Source organism: Streptomyces sp. NBC_00435, assembly GCF_036014235.1.
GTDB lineage: Bacteria > Actinomycetota > Actinomycetes > Streptomycetales > Streptomycetaceae > Streptomyces.
In genome coordinates this window covers 1,844,096-1,861,289 of record NZ_CP107924.1, presented here as the reverse complement: position 1 = coordinate 1,861,289, position 17,194 = coordinate 1,844,096, and the positions used below count along the sequence as shown (strand labels likewise).

The window sequence follows — 17,194 nt, the reverse complement described above, 5'->3', positions numbered from 1 at the left end:
CTCATCGTTCAGTCAATCAGCGTCTGTTTTCGGTCATCCATTCAAGCGCGTGATCGACTGCATGCGGAAGGGCGAAGAGCATGGTCGATGCCCCGCCGATCCGCCCCCGGCGCACCCGCTCCTGCGGGAACGACCTGCCGATCTCGGCGAAATCGCTGTCGTCCAGCGCGATGTCCTCGTACGCGGTCCACCCTTCCGCCTTCGGCTTTCCGGGCTGCCCCCCCGGAAGCCCCGGAAGGTTCACCTTCACCACACACTCGTACATGCGCAAGGGGGGCTTCGGAATTCGATACTCCGCGAGATGGAAAGCGGTGCAGACGGAAAATCCCACATTGATCATGAGTACCTTCCACCCCTTGCCGCACATCTTTCCCAGGGGTGATTCCTCACCCAAATGGCTGGTCAGCGGGTGTTCCGCGCACAGTTCCCGGGCTCCTTCCCCGAGGGCCGCGAACGAGGTCTGCGGATGCCCGCTGCGGGCCGCGCCCGGGGCGGTGCGCACCGCCTCGGCCAGGACGCCCATGCCGTGGCTCGGGGTGCGCTCGGCGTCGAAGGCGGGCATCCGCTCGCGGAAGGCCCGTACCTCCTGCGCCGAGAGGCCCGCGGTCCGGGCCAGGTGCGCGCTGGAGGTCCTGGAGTTCTCCGGGGTGAAGGCCGGGACCGCCAGGGTGCCGCGGGGGCCGACGGCGCCGAGGAGGGCGTCGCGCAGGGCTCCGGCGCGCAGACCGGTGCCGCCGAGCGAGGCATGGACCAGGAGGCGCATGCCGGGGCGGACGCCGAGGCCGTGGAGCGCGCCGCCGAGCCCGAGGAGCTGGCCGGCGGGGCCGTTGGGCGTGCCGGTGGGGCCGGGGAGCGCGCCGGTGGGGCCGGGGAGCGCGCCGGTGCGGACGGGCCCCGGCGCCGGGCTCACGCGTCGACCGCCTTCAGTTCCCAGCGCAACTGCTCCACCAGCCGCTTGCCGGTGCTCGTCAGCTCCGCCGCCCCCGACAGCCGGTCCAGCGCCCGGTTGATGCGGTCCGTCCCGCCCGGCTCCGCCGCGGCGGTGGCCCGCCGGTAGGCCTCCACGGCCACCCGCTCGTGCACGTCGGCCAGCAGCCGCGAGACCGGCACCGGGCGCTCCCGCCACGGCGAGGGGTGCTGCCACTCGCCGTCCAGCGCGTACAGGTCGGCCACCTCGGTCAGTGCCTGCAGCCGGGCCCGGCGCCGCCCGGTCAGCAGCGCGAGCGCGGTCTCCGCGACCCCGGCCGCGTACGGCACTCCGAGCGCGCCCGGACCGTGCCGGCCGGCCTCGCCCCAGCCGGCGGTCCGCGGACCGCCCGCGAGCGGGGTCAGCGTGGTCAGCCCGACCGCCGCGGCCCGCGCGAACTCCGGCACCGAGGCGTGCAGCAGCGCCCACGCCGCGTCCAGGCGCTGCCGCCACTCCTCGGCCTCCCCGGCGCCGAGCCGCAGCCGGGGCGGGCGGGCGAAGCAGTTGCGGTGGGGGTCCAGGTCCTCCAGCGCCACCGGGGCCTCGTCGGGTCCCGGCGACCAGGTGCGTACGGGCTGCCAGCGCGCGTCGCCCGCCGCGGGGCCGAAGCGGTGCTCGGGGCGGCCCTCCTCCCGTACGGCGTACCCCTCGTCGGTGGCGTGCAGCGCCGCCCGTCCGTCGGTGCCGGGCTCGCCCAGGCGCAGCAGGCCGAGGGTGGGCAGGTACACCTCGCCGTCCCGGTAGACCACCTCGGCGGGCAGGTCGAGCCCGCCGCGCAGGACGGCGGCGGCGGCCAGTGCCGTCAGCCGGCGGGCCGCCTCCCCGGGGTCGCCGGGGTGCGTCCGCCCGGTGTCGAGCGAGGCCCTGATCCAGGTGCGGGTGAAGGGGTGGGCCAGTACGGCGTCCAGCGCGTCCGCGCCCGCCTCCCCGGAGCGCTCCACGGCGCCCAGCAGCCGCCAGGCCCGGCGCCATTCGGAATCACCCGTCCGGCCGTCGTTCAGCAGGGCGAGCATGTCCCGGGTCAGCTGCTCCTGGGAGCCGGCGAGTTCGGACGGGTCCGACAGCTCGGGGGCGCTCGCGCGGGCGCTGGTACGGCCCGCGACCCCGTCGACGAGCTCGCGCAGATCGGTGCAGTAGACGGAGGGGTTGTCGAAGTCCCCGGCGCCGGCCGGAGCGTCCGGATCGGCCTTGTAGCGGTGCGTGTAGAGCCCGCCTCCGCACGAACGTACGACGGGGCACCGGCGGCACGTGTCGCTGACGCCCGCCAGGCCCAGCTGCCGGGCGCGGACCCCGGGGTGGGCCGCGACCTGGTCGAAGGCGTGGTCGAAGACGTTGAACCCGGTGGCGGCGGCTCCCTCGAAGGCGCTCTTGAGGGAGTCGACCTGCTCGAGGTTCCCGTCGGTCTCCACCACGACGAGATCGGTGGGCGCCAGGCCCAGGGCTTCGGTGAGGCTGGGCCCGCCGGCCAGGGTGGAGAACAGCGAGTCGAAGAGCCGTACGGGAACCGGGCGGCCCAGGCGCTCCCAGTGGTCGAAGACCCGCAGCAGCCAGCGCGCGTAGGTGTCGGGGGCTTCGTCCGGGCGGACCGGGGGCGTCTGCCAGGTGGCGTGGGGGAGCAGGAAGTCCACCCGCGGCGGTTCCAGCTCGACGAGCGCGTCGAGGACGGCGACGGGGTCGTTGGCCACGTCGACGGTGCAGAGCAGGCCCTGGTAGAGGTGGTGGTAGGGCTCGGTGCGCAGCAGGTCCACGGCGGCCAGGACCAGTGGGTGGCTGGTGCGGCCGTCGGCGAAACGGCGGTGGCGGTCGTTGGCCGCGCGGTCCCCGTCGAGGGAGACGCTCACCTTGACGCCGTACTCGGCGAAGAGATCGAGGGTGCGGGTGCCGAGCTGGAGCCCATTGGTGTGGATGCGCAGGTCGAGGGCGGCGATCCCGTCGAGGGCGCGGGTGAACTCCTCGCACACGAGCCGGAGCCGGGGGGTCCCCGCGAGAAGCGGTTCCCCTCCGTGAAGGATGACCGTGACGGAGGGGAGTGCGTGTGCACTTGCGTGTTCGGCGAGCCGTGACGCGGTCTGTGAAATGACCTCGGGGGAGATCACTTTCGGCCGGGTGCGCCAGCTCTGATCTGCGTGTTCGTAGACATAGCAATGATCACAAGCAAGATCGCATCTGCTGTGAACTTTCAGGACGATCTCGCGAAAAGCGATCAGGCCGGTCATTCCGCCAGTCTAGAGCGCGGACTTCGGGGTCAGAGTGCGGAGTTGAAGATCGGCTCCTGAACCTTTCGACCGGATTCCGTCTGCAGGACGCGGCCCAGGGTCGCGCTCGCGCGTGCGCCACGGACGTCGATCCGGTCGAGCGGGACACGGCGGGGCTTGACGGTGCTGGTCGGGGGGGTTGCGGAGGTGTTCATGACGCCGTCCTCGGGGAGGTCATGGGGAATGGGCAGGGTTGACATTGGCGAGAAGCCAGTGTCTGGCGCGGACTTTACCTCCCCGAGTTCCTGACGGCGTGCCGAACTGCCCAGGTGGTTGCTACAGAGTGATGTCCTGTGCGGGGCTGATCGGGGGTCTGTACTAAACATGATCGAATTCGTCTGGACTCCGTATTCGGCCGTTTGCCTTACGGCAAGATCCTTTCCATCCGGGGGGTGCGCCGCGGTGCCGGCCGTCACCCCCTGAGGGGTGGTGACGCCGGAGCTGACGCCGCGGCAGGGGCCAGTGTGTCGGTCCCGATCCGGAGGGGCGGTCGTCCCGCGGTCGGGGCGGAGCCGGCCGGGGTGAAGCACGTCGTGCGGGGCCGTGCGGGAGGGGGAGCGGGGAGCCTGGGCGTGCCGGCGTACCTCGGGCCCGGCGGGATTCGGGCCGGACCGGCCTCGCCGGACCCGGGTCCGAATCCCGCGGATCGGCACCGGTCTCGAGCCGGTTTCCGGACGTGCGAACGGGTCCGCACGGCGAGTTGGCGGCGATGGTCGTCAACTCAATCTGCCGGAGCGGCAGTTCGGCATGGAATCACCGAACCGCGCTGCCTACGCCGGCTGCTGCTCGTTGACCGGAGGCGCCGGCACCTCCCTGAGCAGCCACGTCAGTACGTCGGGCAGGGCGCGCAGCGCCGCGAAGTGCGCGGCGGACGGGTCGATGTTCGTGGTGGCGCCCGGGATGCGGCTCGCCAGCCAGCGGGAGTGGCCCACGGGCGAGAAGACGTCGAGTTCCCCGTGCCAGATCAGCACCGGAGAGCGGATGTCCGCCGGGTCGAAGCCCCAGGGGCCGCTGAAGGCGATGGCGTCGTCGATCCAGCCGTAGGCGGAGGTGCGGACCCCCTCGCGGTAGTTGCGCAGCAGCATGGCCCGCAGCCCCGTGTCCGCGACGATCATGCGGTCGCTGTCGGTGAGCTCCCGGCGCAGCTCGTCCAGGAGCCGGCCGGGGTCCGCGGCGATGCCGGCGGCGCGCGGGATCAGCCGTGCGGCGAGCTCCTCGGGGTCCCGGCCGGCGGTGGAGTGCTCGCGGACGTTCGACGGGGACATGCCCTCGAACCAGTCCAGGTCCTCCGCGTCCCGGGGGGCCAGGGAGACCAGGGCCGCGGTGCGGGTGACCCGGTCGGGGAGCAGGGCCGCGCAGGCCAGCGCGCCCGGGGCGCCGCCGGAGCGGCCGGCCACGGCGAAGGTGTCCAGGCCCAGGGAATCGGCGATCGCGGCCACCTCCGCGGCCACGTCGGCGACGGTGCGGCCCGCGTGGCGGTCGGAGCCTCCGTAGCCGGGCCGGTCGTAGGCGATGAGCTGCATGCGGCGCTGGTAGAGGACCATGCCGCGCGGGGCGGGGCCCAGCCTGCTGCCGGGCGTGCCGTGGAGCAGGAAAACGGGTTTGCCGTGCGGGTCTCCCCAGCGCTCGACCGTCAGATTCCGTCCGTCCGCGACGCGTACCTGACTGCGCACGCGCTCCCTCCCTCACGGTCGACGCGACTCGTCACCGTGATTGTGCTCGCTGGGGGAGGAGTGCGGTAGGGCGCACTTCGCCCGAAATTCTTGTGAAAGTTTTCACAAGCGCACAGGGGTCTTAGGTCCCTCGATGTTTTCGCAGGTCAATGGGGTGATGGAGGGGTCGTGAACGGGTGTGAACGGCCCTTCGGCCCAGCGGGAAAGGGCTTTTTCGGCACCGCGGCTTCCGCTTTTGGGTGTCGAATTGAGTCATCAGGAAAGCGGTTCAGGTTGAGTCGAAATGAAGGAGTTCCTGCCATGCAGGCGAACGAGATGGTGGATGGACTGGTCCAGGGGGCGCTCGCCGCGCTCGACCAGTTCTCGTCGTTCAACCAGGAGCAGGTCGACCACATCGTCAAGAAGGCCTCGCTGGCCGCTCTGAGCCAGCACGGCGAGCTCGCTCAGCTGGCCGTCGAGGAGACCGGTCGCGGCCTGTTCGAGGACAAGGCCGTCAAGAACCTCTTCGCCTGCGAGCACGTCGTGAACTCGATGCGCGGACTGAAGACCGCGGGCGTCATCCGCCGTGACGAGCTGAACGGCATCACGGAGATCGCCGAGCCGGTCGGTGTCGTCTGCGCGATGACCCCGGTCACCAACCCGACCTCCACCACGATCTTCAAGGCGCTGATCGCGCTGAAGACCCGCAACCCGATCATCTTCGCCTTCCACCCCTCCGCGCAGAACTGCTCGGCCGAGGCCGCCCGGATCGTCCGTGACGCGGCGGTCGCCGCCGGCGCCCCCGAGAACTGCGTCCAGTGGGTCACCACCCCCTCCATGGAGGCCACGGGCGCTCTCATGAACCACCCGGGCGTCTCCACCATCCTCGCGACCGGCGGAAACGCCATGGTGAAGGCCGCCTACTCGTGCGGCAAGCCGGCCCTGGGCGTCGGCGCGGGCAACGTCCCCGCGTACGTCCACAAGAGCGCCAAGCTCGGCCGCGCGATCCACGACATCGTGCTCTCCAAGGCCTTCGACAACGGCATGATCTGCGCCTCCGAGCAGGCCGTCATCCTCGACGCCGAGATCTACGAGAAGGGCCTCGCCGAGTTCAAGCGGCTCGGTGCCCACGTGGTCTCCGCCGCCGAGAAGACCAAGCTGGAGCAGTTCGTCTTCGGCACCACCGCCTACGCGGCCGACACCTCCGGCGCCAAGCTGAACCCGGCGGTCGTCGGCAAGTCCCCGCAGTGGATCGCCGAGCAGGCCGGATTCACCGTGCCCGCCGAGGCCTCGATCCTCCTCGCGGAGTGCAACGAGGTCGGCGAGAACGAGCCGTTGACCCGCGAGAAGCTCTCCCCGGTACTGGCCGCCCTGAAGGCCTCCGACACCGAGCACGGTCTCGAACTGGCCGCCGCCATGGTGGAGTTCCACGGCCTGGGCCACAGCGCCGCCATCCACGCCGAGGACGAGGAGCTGGTCGAGGAGTTCGGCAGGAAGGTCAAGGCGATCCGCGTCATCGCCAACTCGCCCTCCACCTTCGGCGGTATCGGCGACGTCTACAACGCCTTCCTCCCCTCGCTCACCCTCGGCTGCGGCTCGTACGGACACAACTCGGTGTCGAACAACGTCACCGCGGTCAACCTGATCAACGTCAAGCGGATCGGACGGCGCAACACCAACATGCAGTGGTTCAAGGTCCCGCCGAAGATCTACTTCGAGCGCAACTCCATCCGCTACCTCGGTGAGATGGACGGCATCGGCCGCGTCTCGATCGTCACCGACAAGACGATGGTCGCCATCGGCTTCGTGCAGAAGGTCGTCGACATCCTGCAGGCCCGCGAGGGCGCCGTGTCGATCCAGATCATCGACAACGTCGAGCCCAACCCGGAGCTCGCCACCGTCCAGGCCGGCGCCGCGATGATGCGCGACTTCAAGCCCGACACGATCATCGGCCTCGGCGGCGGTTCGCCGATGGACGCCGCGAAGATCATGTGGCTGATGTACGAGCGCCCGGAGGTGGAGTTCGGCGACACGAAGGAGAAGTTCTTCGACGTCCGCAAGCGCGCCTACAAGTTCCCCTCGCTCGGCGAGAAGGCCAAGATGGTCGCCATCCCGACCACCTCGGGCACCGGCTCCGAAGTCACCCCGTTCGCCGTCATCTCCGACCCGGCCGCGGCTCAGAAGTACCCGCTCGCCGACTACGCGCTGACCCCGAACGTCGCCATCGTCGACCCGATGCTGCCGATGGGCCTCCCGCCCAAGGTGACCGCCGACTCCGGCTTCGACGCCCTGACCCACGCCACCGAGGCCTACGTCTCCGCGTACTCGAACGACTACACGGACGGTCTGTGCCTCCAGGCCATCAAGCTCATCTTCGAAAACCTGCAGCGCTGCGTGGTCGACGGTCCGAACGACCCCGAGGCCCGCGAGAAGATGCACAACGCCTCCACGGTGGCCGGCATGGCCTTCGCCAACGCCTTCCTGGGCATGGTGCACGCCATGGCGCACACCCTGGGCAACACCTTCCACGTCGCCCACGGCCGCACCAACGCGCTGCTCCTGCCGCACGTGATCCGGCACAACGGCACGGTCACCCACAAGGCCACCCCGTGGCCGAAGGCCGAGGTCTACCGGGCGCCGGAGCGCTTCCAGGAGATCGCGAAGATGCTGGGCCTGCCGGCCGCCACGGCCGCCGAAGGCGTCGAGTCCTACGCCAGGGCCGTCGAGGAGCTGCGCGCCAAGTGCGGGATCACCTCCTCCTTCGCCGAGGAGGGCGTGGACGAGCAGGCCTTCATCGAGGCCCTGCCGACCCAGGCGATGAACGCCTACGCCGACCAGTGCGCCCCCGCCAACCCGCGGATGCCGATGATCGACGACCTGAAGCAGCTGATGCGCCAGGCGTACTACGGCAACGCCGAGGGTGCGCCGGCCAAGAAGGCCGCCAGGAAGAAGTGACACCTCCTCCCCAGAAACTCCGCTGAGGAGCGGAAGAGCCCGCCCGGGACGCCAAGGCCCGGGCGGGCTCTCCACATGCCCGGGGGCGTGCGTGCGGGGGATACGTGTGCGCGGAGCCATGTGTGCGGGGGCTGAGTGAGCGGGGCTCTACGTGTGCGGGACCAGCAGGGCCGCCGCCGCGCGGGCGCGCTCCAGGGAGCTGGTCCGGTCGGCTCCGCGCTGCCCCAGCACCACGCGGGTGCTCAGTCCGTCCAGCAGCGCCAGCAGCTCCGAGGCCCGGGCGGGGACGTCCAGGTCCGCGGCGAAGCGGCCCTGCTCCACGCCCTTGGCGAGGAGCGCCTCCAGGTCCCGCTGCCAGCCGTCGTCGATCTCCTGCTGGGCGGCGCGCAGCGCCTCGTTCGACGGGGTGCGCGCCCACAGCTCGATCCAGAGGGTCCAGCGCGGATCGCGCGGGCCGCGCGGCAGGTAGAGCTCCAGGAAGAGCGCGAGCTTGCGGTGGGCGGTGACCCGGCGGCCCAGCAACTCGGTCCGCTCTGCCTCGAGTTGCTGCTCGCTCCAGCGCAGCGCGGCCAGCAGCAGCCGGTCCTTGCTGCCGAAGTAGTAGAGGATGTGGCCGCCGCTGGTGCCGAGCCGTTCGGCGAGCGAGGACATGGTGAGCGTCGCCAGCCCGTTCTCGGCGATGGCCGCCATGGCCTCCTCCAGCATCCGCTCCTGGGCGATCTGCCCGTCGCGCCGCCGTGCCGCTCCCGCTGCCACCCGTACCGCCTTCCCGATCTTCGTGGGCCGACCTTATCCCGGACAGGGGCTTGACGGGCTCCGGTTCGGCAGCGCATCTTGAATGCCATTCAAGAACTTAGAACGGCGTTCAAGGTCGCTCATGGTTCGCCGGGCACGAGGGTCAGGGGCAGACGCATGGCACACCAGGAGACGACGGCCGACGTCGACGAGGTCTTCAGAGTCGAGACGCACGGCATCGACCCCATCCCCGACGCCGAGCGCCACGGCGGGGCCAAGGACCTCTTCTGGCTCTGGTTCGGCTCCAACCTGACCTTCACCTACGTGATCAACGGAGCCCTCGCCGTCGCCTTCGGCCTCTCCTTCTGGCAGGCCACCGCCGTGGTCGTGCTCAGCGGCCTGTCCTTCTTCGCGGTCAGCGCCGCCGGACTCAGCGGCATCCGCACCGGCACCGCCACCCTGGTCATCTCCCGGGCCGCCTTCGGGGTCCGCGGCAACTGGCCGGCCGGCGTCCTCAACTGGGTGGTGAGCATCGGCTACACCATCGTCAACACCGTGGTCGGCACGCTCGCGCTGGAGGTCTTCCTCGCCGAGATCGGGCTGGGCCGAGGCACCCCTGTGCGGGCCCTCGCCCTCGCCGTCACCCTCGCGCTCACCTTCGCCGTCGCGATGTGGGGCCACGCCACCGTGCAGTTCGCCGAGCGCTGGATGGCCTACGTCCTCGCCGTCGGCTTCGGCGCACTGCTGGTGTTCGTCCTGCCCGGTGCCGAGACCGCCACCCCGACCGACGCCGTCGCCCCGGGCCTGTCCGGCTGGAGCCTGGCCTTCGTCGTCATGCTCGCCGGACCGTTCTCGTACCTGCCGATGCCCGCCGACTACACCCGCTACCTCCCCCGCACCACCTCGCTGAGGTCGATCACCTGGATGGGCGCGCTCGGCGGGTTCGTCTCCTCCGTCGCCCTCGGCATCGCCGGGGTCGCCGCCGCCACACAGACCGATATGACCGACGCCGTGGCCGGGGCCGAGAGCCTGGTGCCCAGCTGGTTCCAGCCGCTGTTCCTGGCCCTCGTGCTGGGCGGCTCCGTCACCAACTCGATCATCACCCTCTACTCCTCCAGCCTGAACCTCCAGGTCCTCGGCATCCCGTGGAGCCGGGCCCGGGCCATCGTGATCAGCGCCGCCGTGACCGCCGCCGGATCCCTCGGCGCGCTCTTCCTGACCGACTTCACCACCTCGCTGCTGTCCTTCCTCTCCCTGCTCATCATCGTGTTCGCCCCCTGGGGCGGCGTCTTCCTCGCCGACATGCTGCTGCGCCGCTGCCACTACGACTCCGAAGCCCTGCACGCCGGCAGCGCGGGCGCCTACTGGTACCGCTCCGGCTACCACCCCGCCGGGATGGCCGCGCTGCTCGCCGGCATGGGCTTCGCCGCCCTGACCTGCGACTCCGAGCTGTGGACCGGACCCCTCGTGGCCCCGCTCGGCGGCGCCGACCTCACGCTGCTCGGCTCGGTGGTCTCCGGGCTCACCTACTGGGCGCTGGCCCGGCGGGTGCCGGCCTACGTGCCGGCCGCCTGAGGCCCCACCACCCCGACCTCCCGTACCCCCTCTGCACAGGAGCACCACCCCATGTCGCACCCCGCCCCCGCCGATCTCCTCCTCACCGGAGCCCGCATCCACACCGTCGACCCCGAGCTGCCCGAGGCCCAGGCCCTCGCCGTGCGCGACGGGCGGATCGTCTGGGTCGGCCCGGACGCGGAGGCCGAGGAATGGGCGGGACCCGGCACCGAGCGGATCGACGCGGCCGGCCGGCTCGTCCTCCCCGGGTTCATCGACGCCCACAACCACGTCCGGCTCGGCTCCGACGACGCGTGCGTGCAGCTCGCCGGGGTGCGGACGCTCGACGCCATCCTCGACCGGATCGGCGCGTGGAAGGAAGCCAACCCGGACGCCGGGTGGATCGAGGCCGAGGCCTTCGACTACTCCGCGATCCCCGGTGGGCGCATGCCCACCGCCGCCGACCTGGACCCGGTCACCGGGGACACCCCGGCGATCGTGCTCTCCTACGACGTGCACACGGCCTGGCTGAACACCGCGGCGATGCGCCGGCTCGGAGTCGCGAAGGACCGTACCGACCTGCCCTTCGGTACGGCCGCCACCGACCCGGCGACGGGCGAGCCCACCGGCTTCGTCAAGGACTTCGCGATCAAGGGCCTCTCCCGCGACGGTCACCGTGCCCTGCGCGACCTGGGCGTGCCGTGGGCCTCGCCGGACCGGCAGTACGGCCGCCTCGCCAAGAGCCTCGACGACGCGATCGGCTTCGGGATCACCACGGTCGTGGAGCCGCAGAACTCCCTGGACGATCTGGAACTGTACGACCGGGCGCGCGCCGAGGGACGGCTGCGCTCACGGATCGTCGCCGCGCTGTTCCACCCGCGCGGCACCACCGAGGAGGACCTCGACCTCTTCGAGGCGGCGGCCCGCGTGCACGCGGGCGACCGCTTCCGGGTCGGCCCCCTCAAGCTCTACATCGACGACGTGGTGGAGCCGCGCACGGCCGCTCTGCTGGAGCCGTACACCGGCTGCGGGGCGCACCGGGGCGAGACCTTCTACCCGGCGGAGGAGTTCGCGGAGCTCCTCGCGCGGCTGGACGCGCGCGGCTTCCAGTGCTTCGTCCACGCCACGGGCGACCGGGGCATCCGTACGGTCCTCGACGCGGTCGAGCACGCCCGGGCGGTCAACGGCCCGCGCGACGCCCGCCACCAGGTGGTGCACGTGGAGTGCCTGGACCCCGAGGACGTCCCGCGCTTCGAGCGGCTCGGGGTGGTGGCCTGCATGCAGCCCAGGCACTGCGCGCCGGAGATCGCGGGCCCCGGGCAGGACTGGGCGGAGAACGTGGGGGAGGAACGCTGGCACAAGGCGTGGCCCATGCGGAGCCTGTCCGAGGCCGGGGCGGTGCTGGCCTTCTCCAGCGACTGGAACGTCGCCGAGATGGACCCGATGATCGGCATCTACACGGCGCTGACCCGGCGCCCGCTGGCCGGTGGGGACCCCTGGCAGGAGGAGGAGACGGTGGACGTCGCGACGGCGGTGTACGGCTACACGATGGGCTCGGCGTACGCCAACTTCCTGGAACAGGACCGGGGTTCCCTCACGGTGGGCAAGGCGGCGGACTTCGTGGTGCTGTCCCGGGACATCCTCGCGGTGGCCCCGGAGCGGATCCCGGGAACGGTCGCGGAGGTCGTCGTGGTCGCGGGGGAAGTCGTCCACCGGGCGGGCTGATCCGCCGACGGTGTGGTGGAGGCGGCCGTCGTGTGGCCGTCGTGGTCCCTAGCGCTTCGGCCAGTACCACAGGGGCTCGTCCAGCGGACCCTCGCGCCCGGCGACCTCGGTCTGGCCGAAGTCCTTGACCAGGGTGATGGTCCGGAGGTCCACCCGGTGGCGGCGGGTGCCCGCCGCCAGGGCGTCCGCCAGCGGCGTGGCGTGCGTGACCACCACCGTCTGGGTGTTCCGGCCCACCGTCAGGATCAGGTCCGCGAGGGGTTCCAGGAGATCCGGATGGAGGCTGGTCTCCGGCTCGTTGAGCACCATCAGGGCCGGCGGGCGCGGGGTGAGCAGGGCCGCCGTCCACAGCAGGTACCGCAGCGTGCCGTCGGAGAGTTCCGCCGCGCCCAGGGGACGCAGCAGCCCGTGCTGGTGGAGCTCCAGCTCGAACCGGCCGTCCCGCTCCGCGACGGCGACGCGGCTGCCCGGGAAGGCCGCCTCGACGGCCGCGTCCAGTGCGGCGTGGTCGCCGGTCTCCCGGATCGTCTGGAGCGCGGCCGGCAGGTCGGAGCCGTCCGCGGCGAGCACCGGAGTACGGGTCCCCACGCGCGGGCCGCGGGCCGGCGCGTCGGCGTCCGTACGGACGTGGTCGTAGAACCGCCAGGAGCGGATCAGGTCGCGCAGGGCGAGCAGGTCCGGAGCCAGCTGCGGGTCCGCGAGTTCACTGAGCACGGAGTCGTACGGACGCAGGGCGCCCTGGGTGCGGTGCCAGCCGCCGTCCGCCGTCCGGGTCCGCACGGCGGGGCCCGCGCGGTCCGAGAGCAGGGCGGCCGGGCGCAGGACGGGACCGGCCCAGGTGCACTCGCGCTTGATCTCGGGGTCCAGGCCGAAGAGCGAGCCCGGGACCGGCTGCGGATGCCCGAAGTCCACCGCGTAGCCGAACTCGTCCCCGGCGAACCCGAGCCGCAGGCTCACCGGTTCGGAGCGGACCGTCGGCTGGACGGCGTACCGCCCCTCGCGGACGGCCCGCCCGGTCTTCTCCGGACCCGCCCACAGCGTGGAGGGCAGCCCGCCCTCCCGGGCGAGCGCCGCGACGGCGCCGCCCCGCGCGGAGTCGGCCAGCAGCCGCAGCGACCGGTACAGGCTCGACTTGCCCGTACCGTTCGCCCCGGTCACCACCGTGAGCCGGCCGAGCGGGACGATCAGCCTGCGCAGCGAGCGGTAGTTCTCGACGGCCAGTGTGGTGATCATGTCTTCGGGATCACGCCTTCGGGATCATGTCGCCGGGATCGCGTGCGGTCACGCCTCCGGGTGCTCCTCGGGGGCCAGGAAGCGGCCCATCGGGAGCACTTGGCGGCCCCAGGTGCTCGCCATGATCTGCCCGGCGAGCAGGTACGTGGCTCCGAGCGCGGCCAGCAGCCCGCTCCAGCCGGTGATCCGGCTCCAGATCACCGAGCCGGTGAACCCGCTGATGGTCATGCCGACGAAGACCACCAGCACGCACGTGAACGTCGACAGCAGCACCAGGTGGATCCGCCAGCTGCCGATCCACAGCACGAACACCACGAACACCCACGGCAGTGCGAACAGCCCGCTGACGTCCCCGCGCAGCGCGGGATCGGTCGCCGGCAGCACCCACTGGAGCAGGAGGGCCTTCGCCATCCAGAACAGGCCGAAGCCGCCGAAGACGGTGGCGTGCCAGGTGTCGCCGCGCTGCGCCTGGAAGAGCCCGGCCAGCAGCTGGGCGAGCCCGCCGATGAAGAATCCGACGAGCGGCAGCACGGAGTGGCTGAGCTTCTCGGGGAAGATCCCGGCGTCGATGCCGGTGGCGAGGGTGGTGACGACGATGAAGCCGGTGAGGCCGAGCGCACCCAGCTGGGCCTGGGCGCTGGGCTCCATCCGCTTGACGGAGACGGCCTGTTCGGCCGGTCCCTGACGATTGCGGTGGATCGGATTGTTCATCGGCCGGTCGACTTCGCCGCCGCGCCGGAGAGGTCCGGGTCCTCGGGTCCCTCGGGCAGCCCGCTGCCCACGGCCGCCCCGGCCTTGCCCCTGCGGAACACCGCGCAGGCCAGGGTGACGGCCGAGCCGAGCACCGCCCAGCCGCTCAGGACCAGCAGCGGCCCGGTGAGGTCATTGCCCTTGAAGTACGCGATCGAGCGCGCGGCGTACGTGCCAGCGCCCGGCGGCAGGGCCGGTCCGATGGCCTTCCAGAACGGCGGGAGCAGCGGGTACGGGTAGGCGCCGCCCGCGCTCGGATTGCCGAACACCACCACCAGCAGGATCGCCAGACCGATGCCGACCACGCCCGCCAGGCCCTGGAAGGCCAGGGTGATGGCGCCGACGGCGAAGACGACGAGCGTGCCGAGTCCCCACAGGCCCATGATGCTTCCGGGCAGCGCGCCCAGGACCGGGCCGGCGATGACCGCCCCGAGCAGACCGGCCGCGACGGAGTACACCAGCAGCGCGCCGAGCCGGATGACGGCGCGGTGGATGTTCGCGGGCCTGGCGCCCGCGCTGATCGCGAGGATCGCGGCGCACAGGTAGCCGCCCACGCACCAGCCGACCACCAGGTAGAAGGAGCTCAGGCCGCGGGCGTCACCCTTGGCCGTCGGGGCCACGTCGACCACCTGGAAGGTGCGGCCCTGGCTGGTCTCGACGAGTCCGACGACCTCTTCGAGGGCCTGCGACAGGGAGGCGCCGCCGCCGCTCGCGACCAGCAGCCTGTCGGTCTTGCTCGTCGGGTCGATGACCAGCGCGCCGTCCACGTCCCGGTTGCGGATCTGCTTCAGCGCCGTCGCCTCGTCCTTGACCGCGCGGGGATCGAGGGGCTTGCCGGGCAGGGCGGCGAGCTGCTTCGCGGACTGCTTGGAGACCGCTTGGGCGGGCGCCGCGACGGCGATCGGGATCTCGCTCGGTTTGGGGTGGTGGAAGGCCCCGACGTACGAGGTGATGAAGGCGAGCTGGAGCGCGAGCACGCCCAGGACCAGCAGGGCGGCCCGGGTGGTCACGGCGTCCTTGATCTCGGCGAGGAACCCGCCGGACTGCCCTGAGTCTGCGTTCGTGGGCTGGGTCATGTCTCACACGCTCGGCGTACCGGGGGCGGAGCGCAGCAGGGGAGGGCCGAATGGATGACGCCGGTCCGGGTGGCCGCCGCCGAAACCGGCTCATCTTTTACCGACGCGTAACTTCCCAGTCTTGCTACTCGCCCGTAATTTAACGGCTGCAGCACCCCTTGTGATCCGGATCACGGGATGAACCCCCACGTACTTCCCGCGCCATCCCTCGTTACTCCCCTTGAGCCGCAAGGAGATCACACGATGCTGCCCTGGAGACGCCTGCTCCGCCCGTTGGCCGTCCTCACCCTGACCGCCGCCGTTCTCGTCGCCCCCACCGGCGCGGCCCAGGCCGCCCCGGCGCCGAGCAGCGGCTGGAACAACTGGTCCTGCAAGCCGTCCGCCGCCCATCCCCGGCCCGTGGTCCTCGTCCACGGGACCTTCGGGAACTCCGTCGACAACTGGCTGGGCTTCGCGCCGTACCTCGTCCACCGGGGCTACTGCGTCTACTCCCTCGACTACGGGCAACTGCCCGGCGTCCCGTTCTTCAACGGGCTGGGCCCCATCGACAAGTCCGCCGGCCAGCTCGACGTCTTCGTCGACAAGGTGCTCGCCTCGACCGGCACGTCCAGGGTCGACCTCGTCGGCCACTCCCAGGGCGGCATGATGCCGCGCTACTACCTGAAGTTCCTCGGCGGCGCCGCCAAGGTCAACGCCCTGGTCGGACTCGCCCCCGACAACCACGGCACGACCCTCGACGGCCTGGCCCAGCTCCTCCCGTACTTCCCCGGGGCCGAGGACCTGATCAGCACCGCCACCCCGGGGCTCGCCGACCAGATCGCCGGATCGGCCTTCCAGAACAAGCTGAACGCGGGCGGCGACACCGTCCCCGGGGTCGCCTACACGGTGATCGCCACCCGCTACGACGAGGTGGTGACCCCCTACCGGAGCCAGTTCCTCACCGGGGCGAACGTCCGCAACGTGCTGCTCCAGGACCTGTGCGTGCTGGACCTGTCGGAGCACGTGGCCATCGGCCTCACCGACCGGATCGCCTGGCACGAGGCGGCCAACGCCCTCGACCCGGCGCACGCCGAACGGACCACCTGCGCCTCGGTCTTCGGCTGACGGCCGACGGCCGACGAGTGCCGGGGGTGGGCGGCCCGACGAACGGGCCGCCCACCCCCGGCGGGCTCGACGGGTGCCCGTCAGCGGCCGTGGCGGCCCGGGGTCGCACGGCGGCGGGCCAGCCCGAACAGCACGGCCGCGCCGGCGGCCAGGGTGCCGGCCCCGGCGATCGCGATCACCGGGGTGGCGCCGCTGCCGCCCGTCTCCGCGAGGTCGGTCCCGCCCTTCGGGGGGATCGGGGAGGGGGTCGCGTCGCCGTTCGTCCTCGGGTCGTTGTCCCCGTGCCCGTTGTGCTCCACGGTGGACTTGCCGGCGCCGTCGGAGATCTGCTGGTCGGTGGGGGCCGAAGGCCGCTCGGACGGCTCCTGCGACGGCTGTTGCGAGGGCCGCTGCGAGGGCGTGGAACCCGGCTTCGCGCTCGGCTTGCCGCCCGTACCGCCGGTGGCGCCCGTACCGCCCGTGGCGCCGCCGGTGCCGGTGCCCGCGCCGCTCCCGCCGTTGTCCTTGCCGAAGACCACGTCCGAGCAGGTGTAGAAGGCCTCCGGGCTGTCCGAGCGCTGCCAGACGCTGTAGATCAGGTGCCGGCCGCTCTTGTTCGGGACGGTGCCGGAGAAGACGTAGTCGCCGTTCTGCATCCCCGGGTCGGAGACCTTCACGAAGGGCGCCGGCTCCAGGTCGGACCACTTCAGCGGCTTCGACGGGTCGTAGCCGTCCTTGGTCACGTACAGCTCGAAGGAGCCCTTGTGCGGGGCGGTCCCCTTGTAGCGGAAGGTGTGCGCGCCCGGAGCCATGGGGCTCGCCGGCCAGTCGGCGCGCGCCAGATCCAGCCCCCGGTACTTGTCGTTGCCGGCGGAGCACAGCTTCCCGTCCGGGATCAGGGACTTGCTCTGCCCGGCCGCGTTGGCGATGTTCACCGCGTTCCAGTCGTAGAACGCCTGCGCCCCGCTCGCCGCGACCGCCGCCTTGCAGGCCGCCGACTTCGGGGCCTCCGGTCCCTCCGCGTAGCACGCCGCCACCCGGCTGACCGGGTCCGTCATCGAGCCGTGGGCGGCCGCGGGCGCGGTGGCGTACGCGGCCACGGCGAGCGGGGCGAGTCCGGCGGCGGCGATACGGGCGGCGGTACGGCGTGCGGGCATGGCGGATCTCCTCTGGGCACGGCACATGGCAGCGCGAGTGATGGGTGGGCCG

General features: G+C 71.9%; 13 protein-coding genes. 4 read left to right on the top strand and 9 right to left on the bottom strand.

The annotated features are described in order from the left end of the window. Positions 1 to 16: 16 nt before the first annotated feature. The 4 genes from OG389_RS08515 to OG389_RS08500 form a co-directional block, all read right to left on the bottom strand. Positions 17 to 910, bottom strand: coding sequence for an aminoglycoside N(3)-acetyltransferase (locus OG389_RS08515; RefSeq protein WP_443059226.1), 894 nt, complete (start codon positions 908 to 910; stop codon positions 17 to 19). After that, on the bottom strand, positions 907 to 3,183 hold the full coding sequence (gene fxsBH / locus OG389_RS08510) for a radical SAM/SPASM protein FxsBH, inactivated beta-hydroxylase extension form (RefSeq protein WP_328297853.1): 2,277 nt from the start codon (positions 3,181 to 3,183) through the stop codon (positions 907 to 909). The genes OG389_RS08515 and fxsBH overlap by 4 nt, the downstream gene beginning before the upstream one ends. Before the next feature lie 29 nt (positions 3,184 to 3,212). Continuing rightward, positions 3,213 to 3,377: an FxSxx-COOH cyclophane-containing RiPP peptide gene (gene fxsA, locus OG389_RS08505; RefSeq protein ID WP_328297852.1), complete on the bottom strand. Its 165-nt coding sequence runs from the start codon at positions 3,375 to 3,377 to the stop codon at positions 3,213 to 3,215. 615 nt (positions 3,378 to 3,992) lie between these two features. After that, positions 3,993 to 4,895 carry an alpha/beta fold hydrolase gene (locus OG389_RS08500; protein WP_328297851.1) on the bottom strand — a complete coding sequence of 301 codons (903 nt, stop codon included), beginning with the start codon at positions 4,893 to 4,895 and terminating at the stop codon, positions 3,993 to 3,995. Positions 4,896 to 5,195: 300 nt separating this feature from the next. Here OG389_RS08500 and adhE point away from each other — a divergent pair, with 300 nt between their 5' ends. Then, complete coding sequence (gene adhE / locus OG389_RS08495) at positions 5,196 to 7,829, top strand: bifunctional acetaldehyde-CoA/alcohol dehydrogenase (protein ID WP_328297850.1); 2,634 nt, start codon at positions 5,196 to 5,198, stop codon at positions 7,827 to 7,829. A 147-nt stretch (positions 7,830 to 7,976) separates the two neighbouring features. Here the strand turns inward: adhE and OG389_RS08490 are convergent, their stop codons facing one another. Beyond that, complete coding sequence (locus OG389_RS08490; protein WP_328303606.1) at positions 7,977 to 8,534, bottom strand: TetR/AcrR family transcriptional regulator; 558 nt, start codon at positions 8,532 to 8,534, stop codon at positions 7,977 to 7,979. A 207-nt stretch (positions 8,535 to 8,741) separates the two neighbouring features. On the opposite strand from OG389_RS08490, the gene OG389_RS08485 reads away from it, so the two are divergent. Then, positions 8,742 to 10,139, top strand: a complete 1,398-nt coding sequence (locus OG389_RS08485; protein ID WP_328297849.1) for a purine-cytosine permease family protein — start codon at positions 8,742 to 8,744, stop codon at positions 10,137 to 10,139. Between the two features lie 51 nt (positions 10,140 to 10,190). Then, a complete protein-coding gene (locus tag OG389_RS08480; RefSeq protein WP_328297848.1) occupies positions 10,191 to 11,843 on the top strand; it encodes an amidohydrolase in 1,653 nt (550 codons plus the stop codon). Between the two features lie 48 nt (positions 11,844 to 11,891). On the opposite strand, the gene OG389_RS08475 is transcribed toward OG389_RS08480, so the two are convergent. The 3 genes from OG389_RS08475 to OG389_RS08465 are packed head-to-tail and all read right to left on the bottom strand — an operon-like array spanning position 11,892 to position 14,902. Further along, the gene (locus OG389_RS08475; RefSeq protein WP_328297847.1) at positions 11,892 to 13,076 is read right to left on the bottom strand and encodes an AAA family ATPase; all 1,185 of its coding nucleotides are present in this window, start codon (positions 13,074 to 13,076) and stop codon (positions 11,892 to 11,894) included. Positions 13,077 to 13,124: 48 nt separating this feature from the next. Then, on the bottom strand, positions 13,125 to 13,787 hold the full coding sequence (locus OG389_RS08470) for an acetate uptake transporter (protein ID WP_328297846.1): 663 nt from the start codon (positions 13,785 to 13,787) through the stop codon (positions 13,125 to 13,127). After that, entirely contained in the window at positions 13,784 to 14,902 is a 1,119-nt protein-coding gene (locus OG389_RS08465; protein WP_328297845.1) for a DUF3533 domain-containing protein, read from the bottom strand. Before OG389_RS08465 ends, OG389_RS08470 begins: the two co-directional genes overlap by 4 nt. 243 nt (positions 14,903 to 15,145) lie before the next feature. Between OG389_RS08465 and OG389_RS08460 the strand changes: the two genes are divergently transcribed. Then, complete coding sequence (locus OG389_RS08460; protein ID WP_328297844.1) at positions 15,146 to 16,006, top strand: esterase/lipase family protein; 861 nt, start codon at positions 15,146 to 15,148, stop codon at positions 16,004 to 16,006. Between the two features lie 80 nt (positions 16,007 to 16,086). Here OG389_RS08460 and OG389_RS08455 read toward each other — a convergent pair whose 3' ends face one another. Further along, a complete protein-coding gene (locus OG389_RS08455) occupies positions 16,087 to 17,142 on the bottom strand; it encodes a lytic polysaccharide monooxygenase auxiliary activity family 9 protein (protein ID WP_328297843.1) in 1,056 nt (351 codons plus the stop codon). Positions 17,143 to 17,194: the final 52 nt, after the last annotated feature.